19 protein-coding genes are annotated in these 23,828 nt (G+C 73.7%); 5 read left to right on the forward strand and 14 right to left on the reverse strand.

Annotation, left to right across the window (positions count from 1 at the left end; genetic code table 11):
- Positions 1 to 186: 186 nt before the first annotated feature.
- Both dhaL and RVR_RS32285 read left to right on the forward strand, forming a co-directional pair.
- The gene (dhaL, locus tag RVR_RS32280) at positions 187 to 861 is read left to right on the forward strand and encodes a dihydroxyacetone kinase subunit DhaL (RefSeq protein ID WP_272933122.1); all 675 of its coding nucleotides are present in this window, start codon (positions 187 to 189) and stop codon (positions 859 to 861) included.
- Positions 858 to 2,744, forward strand: a complete 1,887-nt coding sequence (locus RVR_RS32285) for a putative PEP-binding protein (RefSeq protein ID WP_202237460.1) — start codon at positions 858 to 860, stop codon at positions 2,742 to 2,744. Before dhaL ends, RVR_RS32285 begins: the two co-directional genes overlap by 4 nt.
- A gap of 78 nt (positions 2,745 to 2,822) precedes the next feature.
- Here the strand turns inward: RVR_RS32285 and RVR_RS32290 are convergent, their stop codons facing one another.
- From RVR_RS32290 to RVR_RS32300, 3 genes are all read right to left on the reverse strand, one after another.
- Entirely contained in the window at positions 2,823 to 3,818 is a 996-nt protein-coding gene (locus tag RVR_RS32290; RefSeq protein WP_202237462.1) for a L,D-transpeptidase, read from the reverse strand.
- A gap of 535 nt (positions 3,819 to 4,353) precedes the next feature.
- Positions 4,354 to 5,760: a Re/Si-specific NAD(P)(+) transhydrogenase subunit beta gene (pntB, locus tag RVR_RS32295; protein ID WP_202237467.1), complete on the reverse strand. Its 1,407-nt coding sequence runs from the start codon at positions 5,758 to 5,760 to the stop codon at positions 4,354 to 4,356.
- A 7-nt stretch (positions 5,761 to 5,767) separates the two neighbouring features.
- A complete protein-coding gene (locus tag RVR_RS32300) occupies positions 5,768 to 7,330 on the reverse strand; it encodes a Re/Si-specific NAD(P)(+) transhydrogenase subunit alpha (protein ID WP_202237468.1) in 1,563 nt (520 codons plus the stop codon).
- Positions 7,331 to 7,673: 343 nt separating this feature from the next.
- Between RVR_RS32300 and RVR_RS32305 the strand changes: the two genes are divergently transcribed.
- A complete protein-coding gene (locus RVR_RS32305) occupies positions 7,674 to 8,120 on the forward strand; it encodes a cold-shock protein (protein ID WP_202237469.1) in 447 nt (148 codons plus the stop codon).
- A gap of 81 nt (positions 8,121 to 8,201) precedes the next feature.
- On the opposite strand, the gene RVR_RS32310 is transcribed toward RVR_RS32305, so the two are convergent.
- The 4 genes from RVR_RS32310 to RVR_RS32325 all read right to left on the reverse strand — a co-directional run bounded on the left by RVR_RS32310 (position 8,202) and on the right by RVR_RS32325 (position 12,762).
- Positions 8,202 to 9,950, reverse strand: a complete 1,749-nt coding sequence (locus RVR_RS32310) for a hypothetical protein (RefSeq protein WP_202237470.1) — start codon at positions 9,948 to 9,950, stop codon at positions 8,202 to 8,204.
- A gap of 255 nt (positions 9,951 to 10,205) precedes the next feature.
- Complete coding sequence (locus tag RVR_RS32315; protein WP_202237471.1) at positions 10,206 to 10,748, reverse strand: pyridoxamine 5'-phosphate oxidase family protein; 543 nt, start codon at positions 10,746 to 10,748, stop codon at positions 10,206 to 10,208.
- A gap of 120 nt (positions 10,749 to 10,868) precedes the next feature.
- A complete protein-coding gene (locus RVR_RS32320; protein ID WP_202237472.1) occupies positions 10,869 to 11,699 on the reverse strand; it encodes a M55 family metallopeptidase in 831 nt (276 codons plus the stop codon).
- Between the two features lie 115 nt (positions 11,700 to 11,814).
- A complete protein-coding gene (locus tag RVR_RS32325) occupies positions 11,815 to 12,762 on the reverse strand; it encodes a glycosylasparaginase (protein ID WP_202237473.1) in 948 nt (315 codons plus the stop codon).
- 307 nt (positions 12,763 to 13,069) lie between these two features.
- On the opposite strand from RVR_RS32325, the gene RVR_RS32330 reads away from it, so the two are divergent.
- Complete coding sequence (locus RVR_RS32330) at positions 13,070 to 14,764, forward strand: glycoside hydrolase family 99 protein (protein WP_202237474.1); 1,695 nt, start codon at positions 13,070 to 13,072, stop codon at positions 14,762 to 14,764.
- Between the two features lie 3 nt (positions 14,765 to 14,767).
- On the opposite strand, the gene RVR_RS32335 is transcribed toward RVR_RS32330, so the two are convergent.
- The 6 genes from RVR_RS32335 to RVR_RS32360 form a co-directional block, all read right to left on the reverse strand.
- On the reverse strand, positions 14,768 to 15,112 hold the full coding sequence (locus tag RVR_RS32335; RefSeq protein WP_202237475.1) for a DUF6126 family protein: 345 nt from the start codon (positions 15,110 to 15,112) through the stop codon (positions 14,768 to 14,770).
- Positions 15,109 to 15,753 (reverse strand): helix-turn-helix domain-containing protein, encoded by a 645-nt coding sequence (locus tag RVR_RS32340; protein WP_202237476.1) that lies wholly within the window; start codon positions 15,751 to 15,753, stop codon positions 15,109 to 15,111. Before RVR_RS32340 ends, RVR_RS32335 begins: the two co-directional genes overlap by 4 nt.
- Before the next feature lie 90 nt (positions 15,754 to 15,843).
- On the reverse strand, positions 15,844 to 17,160 hold the full coding sequence (locus tag RVR_RS32345) for a cation:proton antiporter (RefSeq protein ID WP_202237477.1): 1,317 nt from the start codon (positions 17,158 to 17,160) through the stop codon (positions 15,844 to 15,846).
- 82 nt (positions 17,161 to 17,242) lie between these two features.
- Complete coding sequence (locus RVR_RS32350; protein ID WP_202237478.1) at positions 17,243 to 18,772, reverse strand: cytochrome P450; 1,530 nt, start codon at positions 18,770 to 18,772, stop codon at positions 17,243 to 17,245.
- Positions 18,769 to 19,872 (reverse strand): alpha-hydroxy acid oxidase, encoded by a 1,104-nt coding sequence (locus tag RVR_RS32355; protein ID WP_237405093.1) that lies wholly within the window; start codon positions 19,870 to 19,872, stop codon positions 18,769 to 18,771. The genes RVR_RS32350 and RVR_RS32355 overlap by 4 nt, the downstream gene beginning before the upstream one ends.
- The gene (locus RVR_RS32360) at positions 19,869 to 21,536 is read right to left on the reverse strand and encodes an NAD(P)-binding domain-containing protein (RefSeq protein ID WP_202237479.1); all 1,668 of its coding nucleotides are present in this window, start codon (positions 21,534 to 21,536) and stop codon (positions 19,869 to 19,871) included. Before RVR_RS32360 ends, RVR_RS32355 begins: the two co-directional genes overlap by 4 nt.
- Before the next feature lie 245 nt (positions 21,537 to 21,781).
- Here RVR_RS32360 and RVR_RS32365 point away from each other — a divergent pair, with 245 nt between their 5' ends.
- A complete protein-coding gene (locus RVR_RS32365) occupies positions 21,782 to 23,524 on the forward strand; it encodes a class I adenylate-forming enzyme family protein (protein ID WP_202237480.1) in 1,743 nt (580 codons plus the stop codon).
- 56 nt (positions 23,525 to 23,580) lie between these two features.
- Here RVR_RS32365 and RVR_RS32370 read toward each other — a convergent pair whose 3' ends face one another.
- The gene (locus tag RVR_RS32370; protein WP_202237481.1) at positions 23,581 to 23,778 is read right to left on the reverse strand and encodes a ferredoxin; all 198 of its coding nucleotides are present in this window, start codon (positions 23,776 to 23,778) and stop codon (positions 23,581 to 23,583) included.
- Positions 23,779 to 23,828 lie beyond the last annotated feature (50 nt).

Genomic DNA, 23,828 nt, shown 5'->3' on the forward strand with positions numbered 1-23,828 from the left:
CCACTACCCGAAAGCGCGGCGGCCCGTGGCCGTACCGCGCGCGTCGCCGTCCGTCCGGCCGGCCGGTGACCGTACCGCGCGGCGCGCCGCGGCGCCCGCGCCTCCGCACGCACCACCCCGTACCTCCGCACCTCGCACCCCCCCACCACCACCCGGTATCCCACCGCACCGACGAACGGAGAACCCGTGGACACCGCCCTCGCCCGCGCCTGGGTGCAGGCCATCGCCGCGGCCATGGACACCCACCAGGACCGTCTCACCCAACTGGATTCCGCCATCGGCGACGCCGACCACGGCGCCAACATGCACCGCGGGTTCGCGGCGGTGGCCGCCGCGCTGCCCCAGGACGACGCGGCGACACCGGGAGCGGTGCTCGCCAGGACCGGATCGCTGCTGATCTCCGTGGTCGGCGGCGCGTCCGGGCCGCTGTACGGCAGCGCCTTCCGCTCCCTCGGCACCGCGCTCGACGCCGCCGAGGTGCCCGGCGCCGCCGGTCCGACCGGCGGGACCGCCGCCGGCCCCGAGCAGGTGGCCGGCGCCCTGGCGGCGGGCCTCGCCGGAGTGCGGCGGCTCGGCGCCGCCGCCGAGGGCGACAAGACGATGATCGACGCCTTCGCACCCGCCCTCATGGCCTTCCGCACGTCCGCCGAGGCCGGCGCGGACCTCGCCCAGGCGGCCGCCGCCGCGGCCGACGCGGCCGAGCAGGGCATGCGCGCGACCACGCCCATGCAGGCCAGGAAGGGCCGGGCGTCCTACCTGGGGGCCCGCAGCGTCGGCCACCAGGACCCCGGGGCGACCTCCACCGCGCTCATCTTCCGCGCCCTCGCCGACACCGCCGCCGCGGCCAAGGAGGCACCGTGAGTGCCCGTCACCGCTACCCGGGCCGCCCCGCGTCCCCCGGTACCGCCCTGGGCCACCTCCACCGCACCGACCGCCCCTTCCCGGTCGGCGCCCCCGACGACCCGGCCGGCGACGGGCGTACGGACGCCGCGCCCAGACCGCCGGGGCCGTGCCTCGCCGCGGCCTTCGACCAGGTCGCCGACCGGATGGACGCCGTGGCGGGCGGCCTGCGGACGCGGGGGGAGAACGAGCAGGCGGACATCATCGAGGTCGGGGCGCTCATCGCGCGCGACCCCGAACTGCGGCAGCACGCGGTGCGGTTGGCCGCCGCGGGATCGGACGCGGCGGCCGCGGTCCGCGACGCGGTCGACACGCAGGCGCGGGCCATCGCCGCGCTCGGCGACCCGGTGCTCGCCGAACGGGCCGCGGACGTACGGCAGGTGGGCCGCCGCGTGCTGGCGGTGCTGCACGGCGTCCACGAACCGCCCCCCGAGCGCCCGTTGGTGCTGGCCGCCCGCGAGATCGGCGCCGCCGACCTGCTGGAACCGGGCCGCATGGTGACGGCCGCGCTGTCGGTGACCGGCGGCCCCAACTCGCACGCCGCCATCGTGGCCCGCTCCTCGGGCATCCCGCTGCTGCTGGGGGTGGACCCGGGCGTGCTCGACCTGCCCGACGGCGTACAGGTCCTGGTCGACGCGGACAGCGCCGTCGTCCACCCGGTCGCCGAGGAACGCGCGACCGCGCTCGCCGCGATCGCGGCCCTGCGGGAGCGGCGGGCCCGGCTCGCGGCCGCGCGCCACCTGCCGGCGCGGACCGTGGACGGCCACCCGGTCACCCTGCGGGTCAACGCGGCCACGCCCGCGGACGTGCGGGCCGGGCTGGAGGCGGGCGCCGACGGCGTCGGGCTGCTGCGGACCGAACTGCCCTTCCTCGACGCGGCGCGCTGGCCCTCCCGCGCCCGCCACACGATCGCGCTCGGCCCGGTCCTCGCCCCGCTCGCCGGCCGGACCGCGACCGTCAGGACACTGGACTTCGCCGACGACAAGCTCCCGCCGTTCCTGGCGGAGGACCGCGGCGCCGACCGGAGGGGGGCCGGCGCCGCGGGCGGGACCGGGGGCCCGGGCCGGGCCGCGGACGGGGGCGCGGGCGCGGGCCTGGCCGGGGGCGCGGGCGCGGGCCTGGCCGGGGCGGACGGCGGTGCGGGCGGGTCCGTCGAACCGCTCGTGGGCCGTCGGGCGCCCGGCGGCGCCGTCCGCCGGATCGGCCGCGGACTGCCGCTGATGCTGGCCCGGCCGGACGCCTTCGGCGAGCAGTTCACCGCGCTGCTCGGGGCCGCCGCCGGCGCGCGCGTCGAACTGCGGGTGATGATCCCGATGGTGGCTGACGTCGGTGAACTGCGGGCCTGCCGCGCGCTGCTGGACCGGGCGGCCGCGGAACTCGACCTGCCCGCACCCCCGTTGGGGATCATGGTGGAGCTGCCGGAGGCCGTCCGGCGGATCGGGGAACTGGCCGCGGAGGCCGCGTTCCTGTCCCTGGGCACCAACGACCTGACCTGCCAACTGCTCGGCCTGGACCGCCGGGACCCGGCGGCGGGACCGGCGTCCACGGCCCATCCCGCGGTGCTGCGCGCGATCGCCGCGGTGGTGGCCGCCGCCCGCGCCCACCGGCGTCCGGTGTCGGTCTGCGGTGACGCCGCCGCCCACCCGCTGGTGCTGCCGCTGCTGGTCGGGCTCGGCTGCGACACCCTGTCGGTGGCCCCGGCCGCGCTCGACGAGGTGCGGGCCGCCGTCCGCGGGCTCGATCACGGCGCCTGCCGGAAGGTCGCCACCGAGGCGCTGGCGCTGCGCACCGCCGAGGAGGTCCGCCACCTCGTGCACGGCCGCCTCCCCGTGCCGCCCGGCTGAACGGGAGCCGGGGACGAAACGGGGGCGGGCCCACCTGAAGCGCCGGTGGGCCCGCCCCTCTTCGGGAACCCGGCGGTGTCAGGCGGCCGGGGAGGTCGTGATCTGGCCCTCGCCGCTGTCCTTGAGCCAGGTCGACCAGTCCAGGTTGAAGTCCGCGTAGCCGTTGTCACCGGCGGCCTTGCCGCGCGGCGAGCCGGTGATGGTGATCGGGTCGCCCTGCTTGATGAAGTTGTAGAACCACTTCGCGTTCGCGAGCGACAGGTGCACGCAGCCGTGCGAGCCGTAGCTGTGACCCGGGTACGGGTCGCCGGTGGAGTAGTGCACGTACGTGCCCGAGGTGGTCAGGTGCACGTCCCACGGCAGGGTCAGGTCGTAGTAGTCGGGGCTGGACTTGTCACAGCTGATGCCGACGCTGCAGGAGGTCATCCGGACCTCCTTCGCCTTGTCGATGACGGCCATCGTGCCGTCCCACGACGGGAACGACGGGCTGCCGGCGTCGATCGGCATGGTCTTCACCACGGTGCCGTTGTGCGTCACCTTCATGCTGTGGCCCGTGACCGAGACGCTGGCCTCGTCGTCGTCGCCGATGGTGAAGTTGTGCACGTAGGAGTGCGTGCCGTAACGCCCGTTGCCGTTCGGCACGTTCGTCATGTCCGCGTCTATGGTGACCTTGGTGCCCGGCTTCCAGTACGACTCCGGGCGGAAGTCGACCCGGGTGCTGCTGAACCAGTGCCAGGCGCCGGTGGTCGGCACCGACGTGGATATCTTCATCGCCTTCTCGATGCCGGCGCGCGCCGAGGTCGCCACCGGGTTGGAGAAGACCACGGAGATCGGCATCGCCACACCGACCGTGGTGTTCGTCTCGGGCGTTATGGTGTCCAGCAGCATCGGCGGACCGAGCGGCTTCGGTGTGGTCGGCTTCGGGCTGGCGGTCGCCGCCGGCGCCGAGGAGGCCGCTTTCGCGTCGTCCTTCGTGGGCGTCGAAGCGGACGAATTCCCACCGCACGCGCTCGTGCCGGCGAGCACCGCGCCTGCCACGAGGGCGATCCCCATACTGGTCCTGACCCGACCCATGTACCTGTACTCCGCTCATATCACTGCATCGGCTGCGACTACAACGGTAAGACTCCCCGGCGATCAGTGCGGTTCCGGTCCCCGGTAAAGCCGGTGCCAAGCTTTCGAACCGACCCCGGAACGTGACGAGATGGCGGCCGTCCTCACGGACGGTGCCGCCCGCGGCGGGGGTGAGGCGGCCACGGGCATGCCGGCCTCCCCCCTCCACGAGGTGACAGTGGGGAGGTCAGGGGCCCGCGGACGGCACGGTCCTCAGGGGCGGCCGCACAACGAGGCCCCGCCCCCGGGAGCGCGGGGAGGGGAGTCCGGATCATGACGGATGTCACACGACGAGCGAGCCGCGGGGGCCGTGCCGGCGGCCGGGGGCGCCGCGCGGCTGGGGACACCGGGAACGGCGCCGCGCCCCCGGGGAACGGGGACGCGGCGCCCGCAACCACGGGTCGCAGGAACCGGGACCGCGGTTCAGCGGAACCGGGAACCCGGAACACCGGTCGCAGGAACCCGGAAGGCGGGTCACAGGAACCGGGACCGCGGTTCACAGGAACTTGAGGATGTCCTCCACCCGGTCCTTCGCGTCGCCGAAGAGCATCTGGCTGTTCTCCCGGAAGAACAGCGGGTTCTGCACGCCGGCGTACCCGGTGTTCATGGAGCGCTTGAAGACGACCACGTTCTCCGCCTCCCACACGCGCAGCACCGGCATGCCGGCGATGGGGCTGGTCGGGTCCTCGGCCGCGGCCGGGTTGACCGTGTCGTTGGCGCCGATCACCAGGACCACCGTGGTCGCCGCGAGGTCGTCGTTGATCTCGTCCATCTCCAGGACGATGTCGTAGGGCACCTTCGCCTCGGCGAGCAGCACGTTCATGTGGCCGGGCAGCCGTCCCGCGACCGGGTGGATGCCGAAGCGCACCTCCACCCCGCGCTCGCGCAGCCGCCGGGTGAGGTCGGCGACCGGGTACTGCGCCTGGGCGACCGCCATGCCGTAGCCGGGGGTGATCACCACCGAGGAGGCGGAGCGCAGCAGGTCGGCGGTCTCCTCGGCGCTGATCTCGCGGTGCTCGCCGTACTCCCGGTCGTCCGTGGCCGCCGCCTCCATGCCGAAGCCGCCGGCGATCACCGACAGGAAGGAGCGGTTCATCGCGGCGCACATGATGTAGGAGAGGTAGGCACCGGAGGAGCCGACCAGCGCGCCCGTGACGATCAGCAGGTTGTTGTCGAGCAGGAACCCGGACGCGGCCGCGGCCCAGCCCGAGTAGCTGTTGAGCATCGAGACCACGACCGGCATGTCGCCGCCGCCGATCGACGCGACCAGGTGCAGCCCGAGGGCGAGGGCGACCGCGGTGACCGCGATCAGCAGCCCGATGTCCGGCGACGCCACGAAGGCGGCGGTCAGCCCGACGAAGGCCACCAGGGCGCCGATGTTGAGGTAGTTGCGTCCGGGCAGCATCAGCGGACTGGACTTGATCCGCGCGGACAGCTTGAGGAAGGCGATGATCGAGCCGGTGAAGGTGACCGCGCCGATGAAGATGCCGATGAAGACCTCGGCGTGGTGGATGCCGAGCAGGTCGTGCGCGATCTCGGTCTGCCGGCTGCCCCTGGCCTCCACGTCGAGGTAGCCGTTCCAGCCGACCAGGACGGCGGCCAGGCCGACGAAGCTGTGCAGTATCGCGATGAGTTCCGGCATGCCGGTCATCTCGACCCGGCGGGCCCGCCACAGGCCGATGCCCGCGCCGATCACCATGGCGGCGACCAGCAGGCCGATCCCGGTGGCCGCGATGCTTCGGGAGGCCAGTCCGATGGTCGCCGCGAGCGCGATCGCCATCCCGGAGATGCCGAACACCACCCCGGAGCGGGACGTCTCGTGCCTGGACAGGCCGGCCAGGCTGAGGATGAAGAGCAGCGCGGCGACGATGTAGGCCGCCTGCGCGGCGGTCGATGCGGTCATCTCGGCATCAGTCCTTGGAGAACATGCCGAGCATGCGGCGGGTCACGGCGAAACCGCCGAAGATGTTGATGGACGCCAGCAGGATCGCCACGAACGACAGCACGGTGACCGCCGTGTGGGCGTGGCCGATCTGGAGGAGCGCGCCGACCACGATGATCCCGGAGATCGCGTTGGTCACGGACATCAGCGGGGTGTGCAGCGCGTGGTGCACATGCCCGATCACGTAGTAGCCGATCACGATGGCCAGCACGAACACCGTGAGATTGCCGATGAGTTGGGCCGGTGCGAAGCCGGCGAGCAGGAAGAGCGCGGCCGCGACCGCACCGACCGCGGTGTAGCGGCGGCCTGCGGTGAGCGGCTGTTTCTGCTTGGCCGCCGTCGGGGTCGGTGGTGGCGCGGCACCGGCCGCCGGCGCCGCCGAGACCTGTACCGGTGGCGGCGGCCAGGTCTTCTCGCCGTCGCGCACCACCGTCACCGAGCGCTGCACCACGTCGTCGAAGTCCAGCACGAGGTGGCCGTCCTTGCCCGGGGTGAGGAGCTTGAGCAGGTTCACCAGGTTGGTGCCGTAGAGCTGCGACGCCTGGGTCGGCAGCCGTCCGGCCAGGTCGGTGTAGCCGACGATCGAGACCTGGTTGGGCGTGACGACGACCTCCCCCGCGACCGTGCCCGCGACGTTGCCGCCCTGCGCGGCCGCCATGTCGATCACCACGCTGCCCGGCCGCATGCTCGCCACCATCTCCTCGGTGACCAGCAGCGGCGCCGGGCGGCCGGGGATGAGCGCGGTGGTGATGATGATGTCGACGTCCGCGGCCTGCTGGGCGTAGAGCGCGGCCGCCCGGGTGTTGTAGTCGTCCGACATCTCCTTCGCGTAGCCGGTCGCGCTCACCTCGGCCTCCGCCGACTCGACCGACAGGTACTCGCCGCCCAGCGACTTGACCTGGTCGGCGACCTCCGGCCGCGGGTCGGTGGCGCGCACCACCGCGCCGAGACTGCCCGCGGCGCCGATCGCCGCGAGGCCGGCCACGCCCGCGCCGGCGACGAGCACCTTCGCCGGCGGCACCTTGCCGGCCGCGGTGACCTGACCGGTGAAGAAACGCCCGAAAAGGTGAGCCGCCTCGACCACGGCCCGGTAACCCGCGATGTTCGCCATCGAGCTGAGCACGTCCAGCGACTGGGCCCGGGAGATGCGCGGCACCGCGTCCATGGACAGCGCGGTGACGCCCTGCTCGGCGAGCGCGTCGACCAGTTCGGGACGCGTGGCCGGGGCGAGCAGCGCCACCAGCACCGCGCCGTCGCGCAGCAGCCCGATCTCCTCGGTGGAGGGCGCGTTGACGGCCAGCACCACGTCGGCGCCCCACGCCCGGGCCCGGTCGCCGACGGTCGCGCCCGCCTCCTCGTACGCCTCGTCGGAAAGGCTCGCGGCGGCACCCGCACCGGCCTGGACGACCACCTCGTAGCCGAGCCCGAGGAGTTGCCTGACCGTCGCGGGGGTGGCCGCCACCCGCGTCTCCCCGGGTTGCGACTCCGACACGACCCCCACGACACCCACAGGTTGCGCAGACTGACTCATCTTGGTCCCTTCTGGCCCGGACGGGTTGGTTACGCAGCCTGCCATGCATTACCAGGTCCGCCCTGTTCATTCGCCTCCGGGAACCACGACTTGGTCACACCTCGCGGTGCCGCGCGGCGCCGCCGGTGGCGCGTTCCCGGTGGTGGGGCGCGGGCCGCGTCAGACTCGGGTCCGGGGCGTCAGCCGTGTCAGGCACCGGCCGCGCGGCTCGGGGCGGCGGCTCGGGCGGCGGAACCGGTACACGCCGGGGAAGGCCCTGTACCCCTTTCCGGTGCCCGGGCGCTAGGATTCCTCCCAGGTCATTCGGGCAAGGGGCCCGGGAGTGGTTGCTGGGGGTTTTGGCATGGTTGCCGGTCGGGTTGTTCGGTTCGACGGTGCGCGCGGTTACGGGTTCATTGCGCCGGAATCCGGTGGTGAGGACGTGTTCCTGCACGTCAACGATCTGTTGATCCCGGAGTCCTTCGTGCGCTCCGGTGTCGCGGTCGAGTTCGAGGTCGAGGACGGCGACCGCGGGCTCAAGGCGTCCTCCGTCCGCCTCGCGCACAACGCGGACGGCGTGCCGGGCGGTGTCACCAGCTCGCGCGGCTCCTCCGCGCCCTCGGTGTCCCGCTCGTCGGGCAGCGTCGATCTCGACGACCCGATGTGCGACGTGCTGAGCGAGTACGAGTACACCCGCGAGTGCACCGAGCTCCTGCTCAAGACGGCTCCGTGGATGACCGGTGAGCAGATCATCCTGGTCCGGCAGCAGTTGGCGCGCTTCGGCAAGAGCCACGGCTGGATCGAGGACTGAGCCCCCGGGCGGGCCCCGCCGGAGGACCACACCCCCGGCGGGCCCCGCCCCCACCGTTTCCCCCGGGCCCACCCAGAGCCGTCAGCCGCCCCCACCCGGCGGCCCGGAACCGCTACGGCCGATGTCGACCGCGCAGCGGTTCCCCTCGGCTGCCAGCACGCGAGCGTCCACCTCGAACACGTCGGTGCCCGACGGTGGCGCCGCATCCCCGCCCGGTCCTGACGCCGACGGCCGCCGCTCCGGCCCGGTGCGCACCGTGAACCCGCCCGCCGGCAGCGCTCCACCGCTCTCCTCGAGCAGACCGAGCAGCGCGGACGCGTAGAGCGCGGGGTCCGGTCCACCGGCTCCTTCTCCCGCTGGGGCCACGCCCTCCCGCTCGGGCCGCGAGAGGGTGCCGAGGGCGGCGAGCAGGCCGTTGCGATGGCGTACGACGCAGGTACGCCGACCGATGACGTACGCGGCCATCGTGCAGGACGGGTGCCGGGCCAGCACCTCCGCGGTCCACTCCCGTGGGGTGCCGAACCGTGGGTCGTCCAGGGCGCCGTGCCGGTAGATCAGGTCCGCCAGGTCGAGCGCGCCGGGATCGAGGGTGTCCTCGTGGACGGCCAGGTGGCCTTCGCCGGGGCCGTCCGGTTCGCGCGGTGGGGCGGCGTAGCGGTGCACCGCGAGAGCCCCGCCGGCGTCGCGGTGCACCACCACCCGGAGCGGCGCGGTGGTTCGTTGCGCCTCGAACGGTGGCAGCGGCAACGGGTCGAGCAGCGCGGGGGAAGGGGGCTCGGGGATGCCGATCAGGCGGTAGAAGAGGCCGCGCAGCAATCGGGCCGACCTGCCGGGCACCGAGGTCGTCAGCGTGGCCGGACCGTGCATCGGCCGGTGCCCGTCGAGCAGACGCTCCAGTTGGGGCAGGAGGGGCGCGTGCGGGTCGAGGCGGGGTGCGGCACGGACGAAGTCGGCGACCGGCGTGCCGTGGCCCAGCGCGGCGAGGGACGCGGAGCCGAGCAGCACCGGCGTGCCGCGCGCGGCCGCGTAGTAGCTCACCGAGCCGAAGTCGCCGATCACCAGGTCCGCGGCGATCAGCGCCTGCCGCCACGCTGTCAGCGGGTCGACCAGCGTCAGCCCCGCCCGCCGCGCCCGGTCGAGCCACAAGCGGACCTGCCCGGCGCCGTGCGCGGCCCAGATGTTCGGGTGCAGGACGGCGGCGACGCGGTACTCGTCCACCGGCAGTTCCGATGCCAACCGGGGCAGCAGCAGGGGCAGTACGTCCTCGGTCCCGGCGTCACCGAAGAGCGCTGTCGGGTTCCAGGTGGAGTTCAGAAGCACCAGCCGCTGGCCGGGCCGCACACCCAGCGCCCGCCGGTAGCGGGGCCGGTGGCTCTCGGCGGCCAGGATGCGGTCGTAGCAGGGATCGCCGCCCAGCACCGCGGTCGGCAGGGCCTCGGGGCAGGCGTCGGCGAGACGGTCCAACTGCTCGGGATGGGAGAGCACCATCGCGTCGGCGACCGGCGCCCCACCGGCCAGCAGCCACTCCCGCGACAGCCCGAACACCGCGTTCCCGGTCCGCAGCGTCTTGTTGTATCCGACGCCGTGCGACAGTATCGCCAACTTGCCCCGCAAAAGGTCCAGTTGACCTCCGAAGCTGGCGGAGACGGCGAGGTCGACCGGGGTGGCGAGCGCCTGGTCCCAGGGCAGTACCGGAACACCCACCGCGTCGAGGAGTTCGCCGATCCCCGCGCGGAAGGGCGAGGAACCCGTGCACGTGGCCAGCAGTTGCACCCGCAGATCGTCCCGGAAGAGCGGCAGTACGTCGAGCAGCCGGGTCGCGGAGGTCACGTTGTGCACCACGAGCAGGACCCGTCGGCAGCGGCTGCGGGCCGCCCAGCGCGCAGCCTCCGCTCCGACGGGTACGCGTAACCACGCGTCGGCCGGTTCCGCCCCCTCCGACACCTGCGCACCCCCTCCGGTCGACCGTGCAGGTCGGCGGTCCCCAACCTACTCGGGCGGGTCCGGATACCGGGGGGCGGGCCCCGGCCGCGCGCGTAGCCGGAACGGGGCCTCGGCGGAGGCCGTGGGTCGCGGGTGGGGTGGTCAGGGGAGGCGGAAGCGGGTCTGCGCGTAGGTGCCGCCCTTGCGGAAGGCGAAGACCGCGGTCGGGGCCACCTCGAAGACCAGCACGGGGCCGTGCGCCGCGCCGTCGGGGCCGGGGTGCCGGAAGCCGTCCTCCAGTGCCTCGAAGCGCCACTCCTCCCCGTACTTCTCCCGCCACGCCGCCGCTAGTTCGGCGACCCGCGGCCGGCCGGTGACGCGCACCGCGGTGCCCTCCACCGCCACGTCGAGCCCGTCGTCGAGGGAGCTGCCGCCGGTGGCGAGGACGACCTGCGCGTGCGCCGCGAGGTTGCGCGCCTTCTGCTCGCCCTCACCGGTGCAGAAGTACAGCGCCTCCCGGTGCCAGACCGCGATCAGCGGCGTGAGGTGCGGACGGCCGTCGGCGCGTACGGTCGTCAGCCAGTACGTGCCCGCGCCGGCCAGCACCTCCCGCACCTGAGCCCAGGTGCTCGGCTCCGCCGTCGGTTCGCTGAACCTCCGGTCCAGCACCCCGGTCACCGTGCCGTCCCGCCGTCCGGTCCCCATACCGCCACCTCCGACACCGCGTCCGCTCCGACCGGTCACCGCCAGCATGGCGCATCCCGCGCGCGCCGCCGCGGAAGGCGCGCGCCGCGGACCGGGGAACCACCGCGACCGCCTACGCGCTCACTCCGCGATGCCCCGGGTGAGCAGCACCACCGTCACGAAGGTCCGGTACAGCCGCACCGGGTCGTGGTCGGTGAGGGTGACCACCAGCGGGTCGGCCGGGTCCGGCTCGACCCCGGTGATCCAGGTGGCCATCTCCGCGAGGTCGGGGTTGCGCATCCGCAACCAGAGCGTCGCGGGCAGCTCGATCGCCGGCGGCGACGCGGAGGGGAGCGTGCGCACCGCCCGCCGGGCGGCCGCCCGGATCACCTCGCGCGCCTCCTGAGGGTGCAGGCTGTCGGCCGCGAACCGGGACACCGAGGACTTGACCACCGCGCCCACCGCGTCCGGGCAGAAGGGGCGCAGCTCGGCCGCGGTGGTGTCGTCACCGGTGATCAGGACCACCGGGACGCCGTGGCCGAGCGCGACCAGCGCGTTGATGCCGCTCTCGCCCGCCACCACGCCGTTGAGCCGGACCTCCGCGATCGCGGCCGGGTTGTAGGTGTGCGACAAGGTGGCCGGCGACCCGGACATCGAGCCGTGGTAGGAGACGAAGAAGACCGCGTCGAACGTGTCGTCCAGCCCCTGCATCATGTACAGCGGCTTGTGCCGCCCCGACAGGTAGCGGGCCCGGCCGGCCAGCGCGTCGGGGCGCAGGTTGGACATGGTGGAGTGCGAGTCGTTGACGAGGAAGGCGGTCGCGCCGCCCTCGGCCGCGCCCTCGATGGCCGCGTTCACCTCGTCCTGGAGCAGGGTGCGGTAGTACGCGTACTCGGGCTGGCCGTGCCGGCACTGCGACCAGTCGACGACTCCGGCGGTGCCCTCCATGTCGGAGGACAGGAAGATCTTCACGGCAGGCTCCTCACAGCACGGTCCGCGGGTGCCAGAGCACGAACCACGGGTGTCACAGCACGGTCCGCGGGCGGCACAGCACGATCCGCGGGTCTCACCACACGACCCGCGGGTGTCACAGCACGATCCGCGGGCGGAACTCCGGCTCGGTGGACGCGTCGGTCATCAGGCCGTACACACTGCCCTGCTGGCCGGCCGCGCCGCCGTGCCGCCCGTCCGGGGTCATGGCCAGGGCGCGCAGCTCCGCGCGGAAGTCGTCCGGCAGGGTCGCCGCGTCGGCGAGCGCCGCCCGGCACGCGTCGGCCGGCTCCTGCCCGGCGGAAAGCAGCTCCACGATGGTGCGGGCGGTGCCGCCGCGCATGCTCAGCTCGCCGCGCCCGGTGCAGGCCGCGCCGCCGGCCCGCAGGTCGCACCAGTTGCCGGCACCGGGCAGCGCCGAGTCGCCGACCCGGCCGGGGTACTTGTACGGGTAGCCGGAGGTGGACACGCCCACGCACATCTCGCCGGTGGCGTCCAGGGCGATGATGTTGATGGTGCCCCAGGGGCCGTCGTGCGGGGCGAGCCGGCGGATCAGCGCGAGGGCGCTCTCCCGGTAGCGGGCGTCGCCGTCGGTGGCGGCGGTGTTCTCGCCCTCGACCGACTCGCGGGAGTCGGCGACCTGCTTGCGCCACAGTTCGCGGGACTCGTCGGTGATCAGGTCCGCGGTGGTGAAGCCGCACTCCTCGGCGAAGAGCGCGGCGCCCTCGCCGACCAGCAGGCTGTGCTGGGGCAGCTTCTCCAGGACCGCGCGGGCCACCGAGATCGGGTTCGGGTAGCCCTTCAGCGCGCCCACGGCGCCGAACCGCCGGCCGGAGCCGATCATCAGCGAGGCGTCCAACTCGACCTCGCCGCGCGCGTTGGGCAGCCCCGCGGTGCCGACGTAGTGGTCCGCCGGGTTGTCCTCGCAGCGCCGCATCGCTGCCTCCACGGCATCCAGCGCCGAGCCGCCGCGGCGCAGCACCTCCATGCCGGTCGCGAGCCCCGCCTCGCTGCGTTCGCTGCCGATGATCGTCGCTTCCGCCACGTGTCCTCCCGATCCGTGTTCGCGGGCGCAGTCTCGCACCTGCTGACCTGGGACGGACCACCGGGGGCCGGGGTTCCGCCGGGACCGTACCCGTACGGTCGAGGGGCCCACCGCACGGGCCCGGGACCTGCGCACATGACGCCGATGCGCTTCTTGCGTGCTTCTCGCCGAATATTTCGGCCGACGCGCGATCCATTGCGGTCGCGTGTCCGCGTCGTTACGATCCCCGCACCAGCCGCCGGCCGCATCCGGTTCGTGCAACACGGCTCGCGGCTGCCGGAGTTGACGACCGATCGGAGGAGTCCAGATGGGTGTCACACGCAGGGTCTTCCTGCAGTCCGCGGTGGCCGCCACCGCGACGGGAACGGCCGTCCTCGCCGGGGCCCGGACCGCCGGGGCGGCGGCGCCGGCGGCGAGCGGCCCCGGCGACGTGGTCGGGAAGGTCACCGTCGGCTACCAGGGCTGGTTCGCCTGCATCGGCGACGGCGCGCCGATCGACGCCTGGTGGCACTGGAGCGCGAACGGTTCGGCGGCGCCCTCGCCGTCGAACACCGGGATCGTGGCGTGGCCGGACGTGCGCGACTACGCGCACACCTACCCGACCGGCTACGCGGCGCTCGGCAACGGGCAGCCGGCCGCGCTGTTCTCGTCGTACGACCAGCAGACGGTGGACACGCACTTCCAGTGGCTCCAGGCGAACGGGATCGACGTCGCCGCCCTCCAGCGCTTCAACCCGAACGGCAGCGAGGGCCCGACCCGCGACGCCATGGCGGTGAAGGTGCGCGCCTCCGCCGAGACGTACGGGCGGAAGTTCTACGTCATGTACGACGTCTCGGACTGGACGAACATGCAGTCGGAGATCAAGGCCGACTGGACCGGCAAGATGCGGGCGCACACCGCCAGTCCGGCCTACGCGGTGCAGAACGGCAAGCCGGTGGTGTGCGTGTGGGGCTTCGGGTTCGCCGACAACCAGCGGCCGTTCACCGCCGACGCCTGCCTGGACGTCGTCAACTGGTTCAAGGGCCAGGGGTGTTACGTGATCGGCGGCGTGCCGACCTGGTGGCGCACCGGGGACCGCGACTCGCGGCCGGGCTTCTCGGACGTCTACCACGCGTTCGACATGCTCTCGCCGTGGATGGTCGGCCGCATCGGCAACGTCGCGGACGCCGACAACTTCTTCAACGTGGCCACGGTGCCCGACCTGGCGGAGTGCGCGGCCCACGGCATCGACTACCAGCCCTGCGTGCTGCCCGGCGCGGTCACCCTGCGCCAGCGCGCCCACGGCGACTTCATGTGGAGGCAGTTCTACAACATGGTCCGGGCGGGGGTCGGCAGCGTCTACATCTCCATGTTCGACGAGTTCAACGAGGGCAACCAGATCGCCAAGACCGCCGAGAGCCAGGCGTGGGTGCCGGCGAACTCCGGGTTCCTCGCACTCGACGAGGACGGCACGGCCTGCTCCTCGGACTACTACCTGCGGCTGACCGGCGACGGGGGCCGCATGCTCAAGGGCCAACTCGCGCTCACCGCCACCCGTCCCACCCCGCCGGTGGTCGGCGGCGGGACCACGCCCCCGCCGACCGGCGACCTCGCCCTGCACCGCGCCACCTCGGAGAGCAGCCACACCCAGTCCTACGGTTCGGCCAACGCCACCGACGGCGACCCCTCCTCCTACTGGGAGTCGGCGAACAACGCCTTCCCGCAGTGGATCCAGGTCGACCTCGGCGCGGCGAGCACGGTGCGGCGGCTCGTGCTCACCCTGCCGCCGTCCGCCGCGTGGACCGCCCGTACCCAGACGCTCTCGGTGCGGGGGAGCACCGACGGCGCCACCTTCACCGCGCTCGCCGGCTCCGCGGGCCACACGTTCGACCCCGCCACCGGGAACACCGCCACCGTCACCCTGCCCGCCGCGGCCACCACCCGCTACCTGCGGCTGGACTTCACGGCCAACACCGGCTGGCCGGCGGCGCAGCTCTCGGGGCTCCAGGTCTTCGCGGGCTGAGGTTCAGCTCTTGCCGATCACCGCGAACATCAGCCACAGGAAGAAGGCCATGAAGTGCGCCACCGCGACGTAGACGAGGACGCGCAGGATGACCGCGCGCTCCTTGTGCTTCTCGGTGCTGCTGGGTTCGGGGGTCACGACCAGGACGGGCACCGGCTCGGGTACCCGGGGGGAGCCGGGCGCCGGCGCCGGCTGCGAGACGGTGTCGGACGCGGAGGCGGAGGCGTCAGCGGAGGCGTCGGCGGGTGCGGACACGGCCGCAGGGTCGGGCGCGTGCACGGTCGCCGGGCCGGGCTCGGACGGTTCCGCGGCGGGGTGGGCGCGCGGCTCGGCGGGGTTCGTCGTCATGAACGGCCTCCTCGGGTGTCGGCGGGCTCGCGCGGCACGACGCACAGTGCCGACGTCTCGCTCTGCATGAGGGTGTGGACGAAGAGCAGGTCGACCCCGTCCGGGCCGCCGGCCGCCAGCCGGTGCGGTACGAGCGAGTCGAAGTGCGCGGAGTCCCCGGCGGCCAGCGTGTGGGTGCGGTCGCCGAGGGAGAGTTCGAGCACCCCGGCGGTGACGTAGAGCCACTCCTCGCCGGGGTGGACGCGGACCAGGCCGCCCTGGGCCCGCGAGGGCACGTGCACACGCAGCGCCTGCATCGCCCGCCCGGTGCCGCCGGCCCGCCGGTAGGTCCAGCCCCCGGCGGGCACCGCGGCCATCGAGGCACCGCGTACGATGGGATCGGGTTCGGCCGCGGTCTCGCCGAGCAGGTCCGCGACAGTGGTGCTGTACAGGCGGGCGAGCCCCAGGAGCACCGGCAGCGACGGCTGTCGCAGGCCGGACTCCAGCCGGGACAGGTGCGCTGCCGACAGGTCGGCGCGGTGGGCCGCGGCCTCCAGGGTGAGGCCGCTCGCGCGCCGGCGGTCACGCAGCCGCGGGGCCAGGGCCGGGGCGTCAGGTCCGGCCGCGGCGGCGGCGTCCGGGGTGGCGGTCGCGTCGTCCATGCCCTCATGGAACACCAGGCTGTGCCTCAGAGGCAAAAAGCTTGCCTCTGAGGCAAAAGCACCGGGGGAGGGACCGCGTGACCAGGTCTCTCAGGAGGCGCGGCCGTCTCCCGCCACCGCGCCGACCGGCCGGGCGCCGTCCTCCGCGCCGCCGGTCCCCTCCACCCACTCCGGCTCGTTCGCCGCTCCGCCGTCCCGCCGGTCCCACAGCCGCAGCAGCGGGGTGGCCATCACCGTGGTGACCACCGCGACCACCACCAGCACGGTGAACATCGACGGCGACACGATGCCCTCGGACAGGCCGACGTTGATCGCGATGAGCTGCATCAGGCCGCGCGCGTTCATCAGGGTCCCGATCCGGATCGCGACCGCCGGCGGCTGCCCGCCCAGCCGCGCCGCCGCCCAGCAGGCCCCGAACTTGCCGATCACCGCCGCGGCGGTGCACCCCACCGCGAACAGCAGCAGCTTGGGGTCGCTGAGCAGCCCGGTGTCGGTGTTGAGCCCGGAGTAGGTGAAGAACAGCGGCAGCAGCAGGACCCGGCTGAGCGGGGCGGTCGCCTCGACCGTCCGCTCGATGCGCGGCGACCGCGGGAACGCGGCGCCCAGGCTGAACGCGCCGAACACCGCGTACAGGCCGATCCGGTCGGTGTACCAGGCCGCCAGGCACAGCAGCAGCACGGTGGCGAGCAGCAGTTGCTCGTCGCCGAGCCGTTCGGAGGCGTTCACCAGCGGGGTGCGCAGCCGGATCAGCGCGGCCAGCACGACGACCAGCCCGGCCGCGCCCGCGGCGGCGAGCACCACCGTGTGGGCGCTGCCGCGCGCGAGGCTGACCACGCCGGCGAGCATGATCCACGCGGCCACGTCGTCCATCGCGCCGGCCGCCAGCGAGATGGTGCCGAACGACGTGCCCGACAGCCCGTTCTCGGTGATGATCCGGGCCAGCATCGGGAACGCGGTGATCGCCAGGGTGACGCCGACGAACAGCACGGTCACGTGCAGCGGCACCCCGGGCGGCGAGGTGTCGACCGAGCCGTGCACCGCCCAGGTCAGTGCGCCGCCCAGCAGCAGCGGCGCCGCGCTGCCCGCCGTCGAGATCAGCGCCGCCGACCTGGCCACCGGCCTGATCCGCTCCAGGCGGAACTCGTAGCCGGACTGGAACATGAAGAGCACCAGGCCGAGTTGGCCGGTGACGTAGAGCATCGGGCGCAGGTCGCTCGGGAAGAGGTGGTGCTCCACGGACGGCAGCACCAGCCCGAGCACCGACGGGCCGAGCAGGACGCCCGCGATCATCTCGGCGACAACCGGCGGCTGGCCGAGCGGCCGCAGCAGCAGCGCGACCAGCCGGCACAGCACCAGGATGACGACGACGGCCAGCAGGAACGCGGTACCCAGTTCTGTGGTGGACACGGGGTATGCCCTTCGGCGGGAGCGGAGTGGGGGAGCGGGGCGAGTCGGCGTGGCAGCGGGGCGGGCGGCCGGGGGTGCGGGTTCAGCCGCCGTGGTGGTACGGACAGGCCGGCGGCGGTCCCGCCGGCGGGGGACCGGCGGGCGGGGGTGCGGTGGGGACCGGCGGCGTCTGCGCGGTGCGGGGCGGGGGAGCAGCCGGCGACGGCGCGTCCGGCAGCGGGCGGCCCTGCGTGTCGTGGCCGGCGAACCAGGCCCGCGTCAGCCGCTGCCGCCGGGCGTCGACCACCATCCACGTGCCGAGCACGAACTGCAGCGTGCTGCGCCCCACGTCCTCCCAGCGGTCGCGCACCCGCAGCGCCGCCAGCGCGGCGCTCCTGCGCGGGCGGGACAGCGGACGGTCGCGGGGCACCAGCAGGCAGGGCGCCCGGTGCGGGATCGAGCGGGTGTGGGAGACCGAGGAGTGCAGGGTGTAGCGGCCGAGCACCTCACGGGTGACGGCGCGCATCACCAGCGGCGACAGACGCCAGGCCGGGCACGGCCGGTTCGCCGCGATCCCGAACGGGATGTGGTGCGCGTCCTTGGCCGACAGCCGGTCCCAGCGGCCCGGGTCGAAGACCTCGGGGTCGGTGTAGCCGGTGGCGTGGTAGGCGGGGTAGTCGAAGCACAGGACGGTGCCGGCCGGGTAGCCGACGCCGTCGCCGAGGTCGATGTCGGCGTCGGTGATCCGGTGCGCGATGCCGAACAGCGGGAACAGGCGCAGCGTCTCGTTCATGACGTTGCCCAGGTCGCGGTCGTCACCGGGGTGGTCGGCGAGCCGCTGCTGCACGTCCTGGTGCTGGGCGAGCACCAGCAGCAGGTGTGCCATCGCCTCCGACATCTGCACGACGGCGGTGTTGAAGAAGGTGCCCTGGAGGTAGTGCGCCCGGTCGCGCGGCGTGGCCAGTTCGGCCGGCAGGTCGTGCGGGACCTCGCCCGCCGCCAGCCGGCGCAGCAGGTAGCGGGTCAGCCGCGCGCGGCGGCGCATGTGTCGGAGCCGGGTGTTCTTCAGGGAGTTGACCACGTCCTCGGCGTTGTCCACGATCAGCCGGCGCGCGTCGGGCGGGCACGGCTCGTGGAAGACCATCTCGTGGAAGAACTCGGCCCACACCGGCATCATCAGGTCGCGCAGCCGTACCAGCGCGGCGCGGCGCCCGGGCCCTCCCGGGACCTTCTCCTCCAGCACGCGCGCCGCGCACCGGGCCGCCGCGGCGGACAGCTCGGCGCTGGTCCCGGCGAGGATGGTGCTGGTGGTCCGCGCCACCGCGTCGTAGCGCGGCCCGGGTTCCAGGTGTTCCTGGTGCACCTCGGGCCCGGGGGACAGCCAGTACCAGAACAGGTCGGACAGCCCGGCGCCCTTGCTGCGCCCGCTCGCGGCGGGGTGGGCGTACAGCTCGGCGAACCGCTCCGGCCCGACCTGGTCGTTCGGGACGACGACGCCCTCGGGTCCGTTGACCTTCTCGAACACCTTCACGCGCAGGCCGACCAGGGACTTCGGCAGCCAGTACGGGCTGGACAGGACGGCCGCGCCCGCCGCGGCGAGCGCGTACCACCGCCGTACGCCGCTCGGCCTCATCGGTCCGCCACCCCCCATCGGCCGCGGACGACGACCTGCCCGCGGTCGAGGTCGGCGCAGTCGCGCGCCCCGCACAGGGTCAGCACGTGGGCGGTCTGCTCGGCCAGTTCGGCCAGCACCCGGGCCACGCCCGCCTCGCCCTCGGCGGCCAGGCCCCACAGCACCGGGCGCCCGACGCCGACCGCGGTGGCGCCGAGGGCCAGCGCGGCCACCACGTCGGCCCCGGACCGTACGCCGCCGTCGAGCAGCACCGGGACGCGGCCCGCGACGGCCTCGGCGATCCGCGGCAGCGCCTCGACGGTGGCGGGCGCGGCGTCGAGCTGCCGCCCGCCGTGGTTGGAGACGATCAGCCCCGCCACGCCCTCGCCGATCGCGATGCGGGCGTCGTCGGGGTGCAGGACTCCCTTGACCAGCACCGGCAGTGCGGTGCGTTCGCGCAGGCGGCGCAGGTCGTCCCAGGACAGCGCGGGGCTCATCGCGATGTCGAGCGTGGTGCCCGGCGCCGCCCCGGGCAGGTCGCGCATGTTCTCCGCGGCGTAGCCCGGCGGCAGGTCGTGGAAGCCGTTGCGGTCGTCGCGGGCGCGGCGGCCGAAGACGGGGGAGTCGGCGGTGACCACCAGCGCGGTGCAGCCGGCCTCCTCGGCCCGCCGCACCAGCGCGTCGGTGACGTCCGCCCGCGGTTGCAGGTAGAGCTGGAACCACACGGACGCGTCCGCCCGCACCTCCCGGGCGGCCGCCACCACGTCGCGGACCGCGGTGGTCGCGGCCATCGCGGTGATCAGTACGGTGCCGGCCGCCGCCGCGGCCCGCGCGGTGGCCCGCTCCCCGTCGGGGTGGGCGAGGCGGTGGAAGGCGGTCGGCGCGACCAGCACCGGCGTGGCCGCGCGGGCGCCGGGCAGTTCCACCGTGGTGTCGGGCGGTCCGGCGCCGCGCAGCACCCGGGGCAGCAGGGCGAGGCGGCCGAAGGCGCGGACGTTCTCGGCCAGCGCGGTCTCCCGCCCGGCCCCGCCCTCGAAGAAGTCCCGGTGTGCGGGGTCGAGTTGGGCCAGCGCCTTCTCGTGCAGCCCGCCGATGGCGTCCGGCGGCAGGCCGGCGGTCACGACGTCTTCGGGGCCGTGGGCGTCGAGGCGCTGCCCGCCGCCTGCTCCCCCGCGGGGAAGAGGTCCGTGGCCAGGTAGCGGACGAGCGGGGCGCGGTGGACGTCCTCGCTGTCCCACTCGTTCTCCAGGTTCTCGGTGAGGTGGTGCTCGGAGACCACCTTCCCGTCCTGCCACAGCCGGACCACCGGATGCAGGTAGCGGCTGTCGAGGCCGCCGGTGTCCTGCTGCGAGAGCCGGTTCACGGTGATGTCGAAGGGGTTCACCTTGTCGTGGTCGGCCCCGTACTCCAGCGTGATCGTCAGGTAGCGGTCGACCGGGCCGAACTCGCCCTCGCCCAGGGCGCTGTGCAGGTACTCGACGGGCAACTCCTCGTAGTAGCCGACGGAGTCGGGGCCGACGAGGACCGCGTCGCCGAGAAAGCCGAACAACTGCCAGAGCGCCGAGGTACGGTTGATCCTGGTCAGCAGCGTGTCCGCGACGGCCTCGGCGGTGGCGGGCAGTTCGGTGTGCGGCCACTGCTCGTCGTGGTACCGCGTGCTCAGCACCCGGCTGAGCGCCCGCACGCCGTAGCGGAAGCCGTGGATGAAGCCGCTGGTGGACTTCTTGAAGTCGCGGACCTGGGTGATCGTGCCGGCGAAGTACACGTCGGGCACATTGGTGGACTCCCACGCCTCCGTCTGCGCCGGGAACCGGTCTTTGATGGTCAGCTCGGGACGGCATTCCTCGTCGAAGATCGACGCGTCGAACCTGAATCCGGTGGCCATGATCACCCGGTCGTAGGATATCTCCTTCACCACTTCGTTGACCCGGACGAACTTCACCGCCACCAGATATTTACCGTCCTCCTCCGACCGTTTGATGGAGACGATCTCACCGTCCAGCAGTGCATTCTGCGACTTCAACTGGTAGGTGTCGAGGAAGTTGTTGTTCACGGCCCTGAGGTGGCCCACGAAATGCGTCTGCCAGGCCAGCCGGAGCGAACCGGGGCCGAGGACGTGAATGACCGCCGCGCGCTCGATGAGATTGTCCGCGGTCTCGAACGCGGAGTTCCCGCGGCCGACGATCAGCACGCGTTTGCCGGTGAAATCATCGGGGTCGACGGAAACGTCGCTGTACTGCTCGGCCAGTTCGACACCGGGGATCGGCGGAACGTACGGGCGGGTCACTCCGGTGGCCATGATCAGGCGCTTCGCCCGCAGGACGGTGCCGTCCCCGGTCCGGGCGAGGAAGTCCCCGCGGGGGGAGCCGCCGTCCGTGGAGCCCTCGGTGCCTTCGGCGGCGGCCCGGCTGATGTGCGTGATACGGGTGTGGTGGCGGATGCGCAACCGGTGGGTCGCGGCGAAGTCCGCGAGGTAGCCGACCATGTCGTCGGCGGCCGGGAAGTAACGCGAGGTCACCTCGGTGAAGAGCGGACCGCCCTCCTCCGACAGCAGAGAGTTCCAGTCCACGCGCAGCCGGAGTTCCGGATCGTCCCAGCCGGTGTGCACCTTGTTGCTTGATATCAGCGTGCGGTGCCGCGGGAATCTCGTGAAGAAGGTGCCCGGCGCGGCTCCCTCCTCCACCACCAGATAGTCGCGTCCGGCGCGTTCGAGGAAATAGCCGGCCTGGATTCCGGCCGGTCCCGCGCCCGCGACCAAATAGTCGATCCGCTCTTCTCCGGACATAAGCCCTCCCGGTTGATCCCGACGGGTTCAACACCCTAGTTGATGTTTCAAGGAGCCCTCCAGGGTGCATGGTGTGATCCATGTCACACGGATTTCGAGTGGGTTATCGCCGCCGATCGGATAACTTCGCCAACGACCCGGAGTGCCTGCCGAGCGGCACCTCCGCAATGCCCGTGCGCCGCCGGTGGCGGTTTACCCGCGGCCGAAATGCCCCCTGCGGCCGGCCGCGCGGATCGGAGGGGACGATGAACAATCCGGCCGAATCGCCGTTTCCGCAGCCCCTGATCGACGCGTTTGCCCACGACCCGGACAACCCGGCCTTCGAGTTCCGGACACGTCCGGTCGCCCGCGGCCTGGTCCTCGCGCTGGTCCGCGACTGCGCCGCGCGCCTGGAGGCGGCCGGGCTCGGCCCGGGCCGCGGCGTGGCCCTCACCACCGCCGTCACCCCCGCCGGGTTCGCCGCCCAGATCGCGGCCCACCTGCTCGGCTGCCGGGTCACCGGCCTGCGGCCGGGACTGACGCCCGCTCAGCTCCGGCACGTGCTGGGTCAGGAGGTCGACGTCGTCCTGGTGGACGGGACCACCCGTACCGAGGCGCTCGCGGACGCGGCCAAGGCGGCGGGTGCCGCCGTGCTGGACGTCGAGGTGGACCTGCTCGGCGGACGCCCCGGCGACGGCGGCATCCCCGAGGAGGCCGCGGACGGCGGCGCGCACCGAGCGGCGGACGGGCCGCCCGGGGCCGCAAGCGGGCCGCACGAAGGGGCGGGCGGGCCGCACGCTGGTGGGGACGGGCCGCCCGGAGTCGCAAGCGGGCCCTACGAGCCCGCGGGCGCCGGAGCCTCGGTCGCCGCCGGACTCCTCGCCCGCGGCCGCCCGGACGACGTCGCCCTGATCACGCTCACCAGCGGCAGCACCGGCCACCCCAAGGGCTGCGCGCAGACCTACCGCGCCCTGGGCGCCCACTGGTCCTGGCAGCCGGCCGACCGCTGGAACGACGCGACCCGTGAACTCGCCGCCGGATACGGCCGTTTCCTCGTCTTCGGCACCCTCACCAGCGCGGTGATGCTCGAACACCTCGCCCTGTGCCTGCTCGGCGGCGGCACCGCGGTCATCCCCGAACCCCCGGTCTCCTTCCCGCACACCTGGCAGCGCCACCAGGTCACCGCCTGCCTGTGCACCGTCCCGCGCCTCTACCAGGTGCTGGACACGCTGCGCACCGAGGACGTCGACACCAGCAGCATGCGCGCCCTGCTGGTGGCCGGCTCCCCCCTGCCCCCGCACCGTCTCGCCGAGGCGACCGAACGCCTCGGCCCGGTCGTCTACCAGGGATACGGCCAGACCGAGACCGGCATGCTCGCGCTGCTCACCCCGCAGGCCCAGGCCCGGTACGGGGAGCGGGTGCGCGACGCGGTCGGCCGCCCGATGCCCGACGTCGGGATCTCCGTCCGCGACCCGGAGGGGCGGCCGGTGCCCACGGGGACCGCCGGAGAGGTCTGGGTCCGCGCCGCCGGCGCCATGTCCGGGTACTGGAAGGACGAGGAGCAGACCCGCGAGGTCGTCCGCGACGGCTGGATCAGGACCCGGGACCTCGGCATCCTCGGCGAGGACGGCTTCCTGCGGCTGCTCGGCCGGGCCCGCGAGGTCGTCTTCGTCAACGCGATCCTCTACTACACCGCCGCCATCGAGGCCGCGCTCGCCGGCCACCCGGACGTCGACCAGGCGTACGTCGTGGCGGCTCCCGACGAGACCACCGGCGAGGCGGCCCACGCCTTCGTCGTCCCGCTCTCCCGCGACCGCCCGCCCGCGCCCGGTGAACTGCGCGCCGCCGTACGCGCCGAACTCGGCGGCGACGCCGTCCCGGCCACCATCACGGTGCTCGACTCGGTCCCGGTGGCGCCCAGCGGCAAGCCCGACAAGAAGGAACTCCTGGCCCGCGTACAGGCCACCCGCACCCCCGCCCCCGACCCCGGCGCCCCTACGGTGCCGTGACGGCCGGTCGGTTCCGCGGCGGCGCGGCCCGCCGGGTGAGGGCGGGCCGCGGCGGGTCAGGTCTCGTCGACCTCGATGGCCCACGACGGGCAGCCGGCGGCAGCCTCGCGGATGTCGGGCCACAGCGTCTGCGGGGGCTTGGCGTCGAGCAGTTCGACGATGCCGTCCTCCTCACGCTGGTCGAAGACGTCGGGCGCGGCGAGCACGCACATGCCGGAACCGCAGCACTTGTCCTGGTCGACCTGGATACGCATGGGCGGGGTCCTTCCGGTGACAGGAGGCGGTGACAGGGTAGCCGGGGGCG

The sequence above is a fragment of the Streptomyces sp. SN-593 genome (assembly GCF_016756395.1).
In the GTDB taxonomy this organism is placed as follows: Bacteria; Actinomycetota; Actinomycetes; order Streptomycetales; family Streptomycetaceae; genus Actinacidiphila; species Actinacidiphila reveromycinica.

Excerpts from the sequence above, each read along its gene's own strand:
- RVR_RS32290 (WP_202237462.1), bottom strand. The coding sequence starts at position 3,818 with ATGGGTCGGGTCAGGACCAGTATGGGGATCGCCCTCGTGGCAGGCGCG.
- pntB (WP_202237467.1), bottom strand. The coding sequence starts at position 5,760 with ATGACCGCATCGACCGCCGCGCAGGCGGCCTACATCGTCGCCGCGCTG.
- RVR_RS32300 (WP_202237468.1), bottom strand. The coding sequence starts at position 7,330 with ATGAGTCAGTCTGCGCAACCTGTGGGTGTCGTGGGGGTCGTGTCGGAG.
- RVR_RS32305 (WP_202237469.1), top strand. The coding sequence starts at position 7,674 with ATGGTTGCCGGTCGGGTTGTTCGGTTCGACGGTGCGCGCGGTTACGGG.
- RVR_RS32315 (WP_202237471.1), bottom strand. The coding sequence starts at position 10,748 with ATGGGGACCGGACGGCGGGACGGCACGGTGACCGGGGTGCTGGACCGG.
- RVR_RS32330 (WP_202237474.1), top strand. The coding sequence starts at position 13,070 with ATGGGTGTCACACGCAGGGTCTTCCTGCAGTCCGCGGTGGCCGCCACC.
- RVR_RS32335 (WP_202237475.1), bottom strand. The coding sequence starts at position 15,112 with ATGACGACGAACCCCGCCGAGCCGCGCGCCCACCCCGCCGCGGAACCG.
- RVR_RS32340 (WP_202237476.1), bottom strand. The coding sequence starts at position 15,753 with ATGGACGACGCGACCGCCACCCCGGACGCCGCCGCCGCGGCCGGACCT.
- RVR_RS32350 (WP_202237478.1), bottom strand. The coding sequence starts at position 18,772 with ATGAGGCCGAGCGGCGTACGGCGGTGGTACGCGCTCGCCGCGGCGGGC.
- RVR_RS32360 (WP_202237479.1), bottom strand. The coding sequence starts at position 21,536 with ATGTCCGGAGAAGAGCGGATCGACTATTTGGTCGCGGGCGCGGGACCG.
- RVR_RS32365 (WP_202237480.1), top strand. The coding sequence starts at position 21,782 with ATGAACAATCCGGCCGAATCGCCGTTTCCGCAGCCCCTGATCGACGCG.
- RVR_RS32370 (WP_202237481.1), bottom strand. The coding sequence starts at position 23,778 with ATGCGTATCCAGGTCGACCAGGACAAGTGCTGCGGTTCCGGCATGTGC.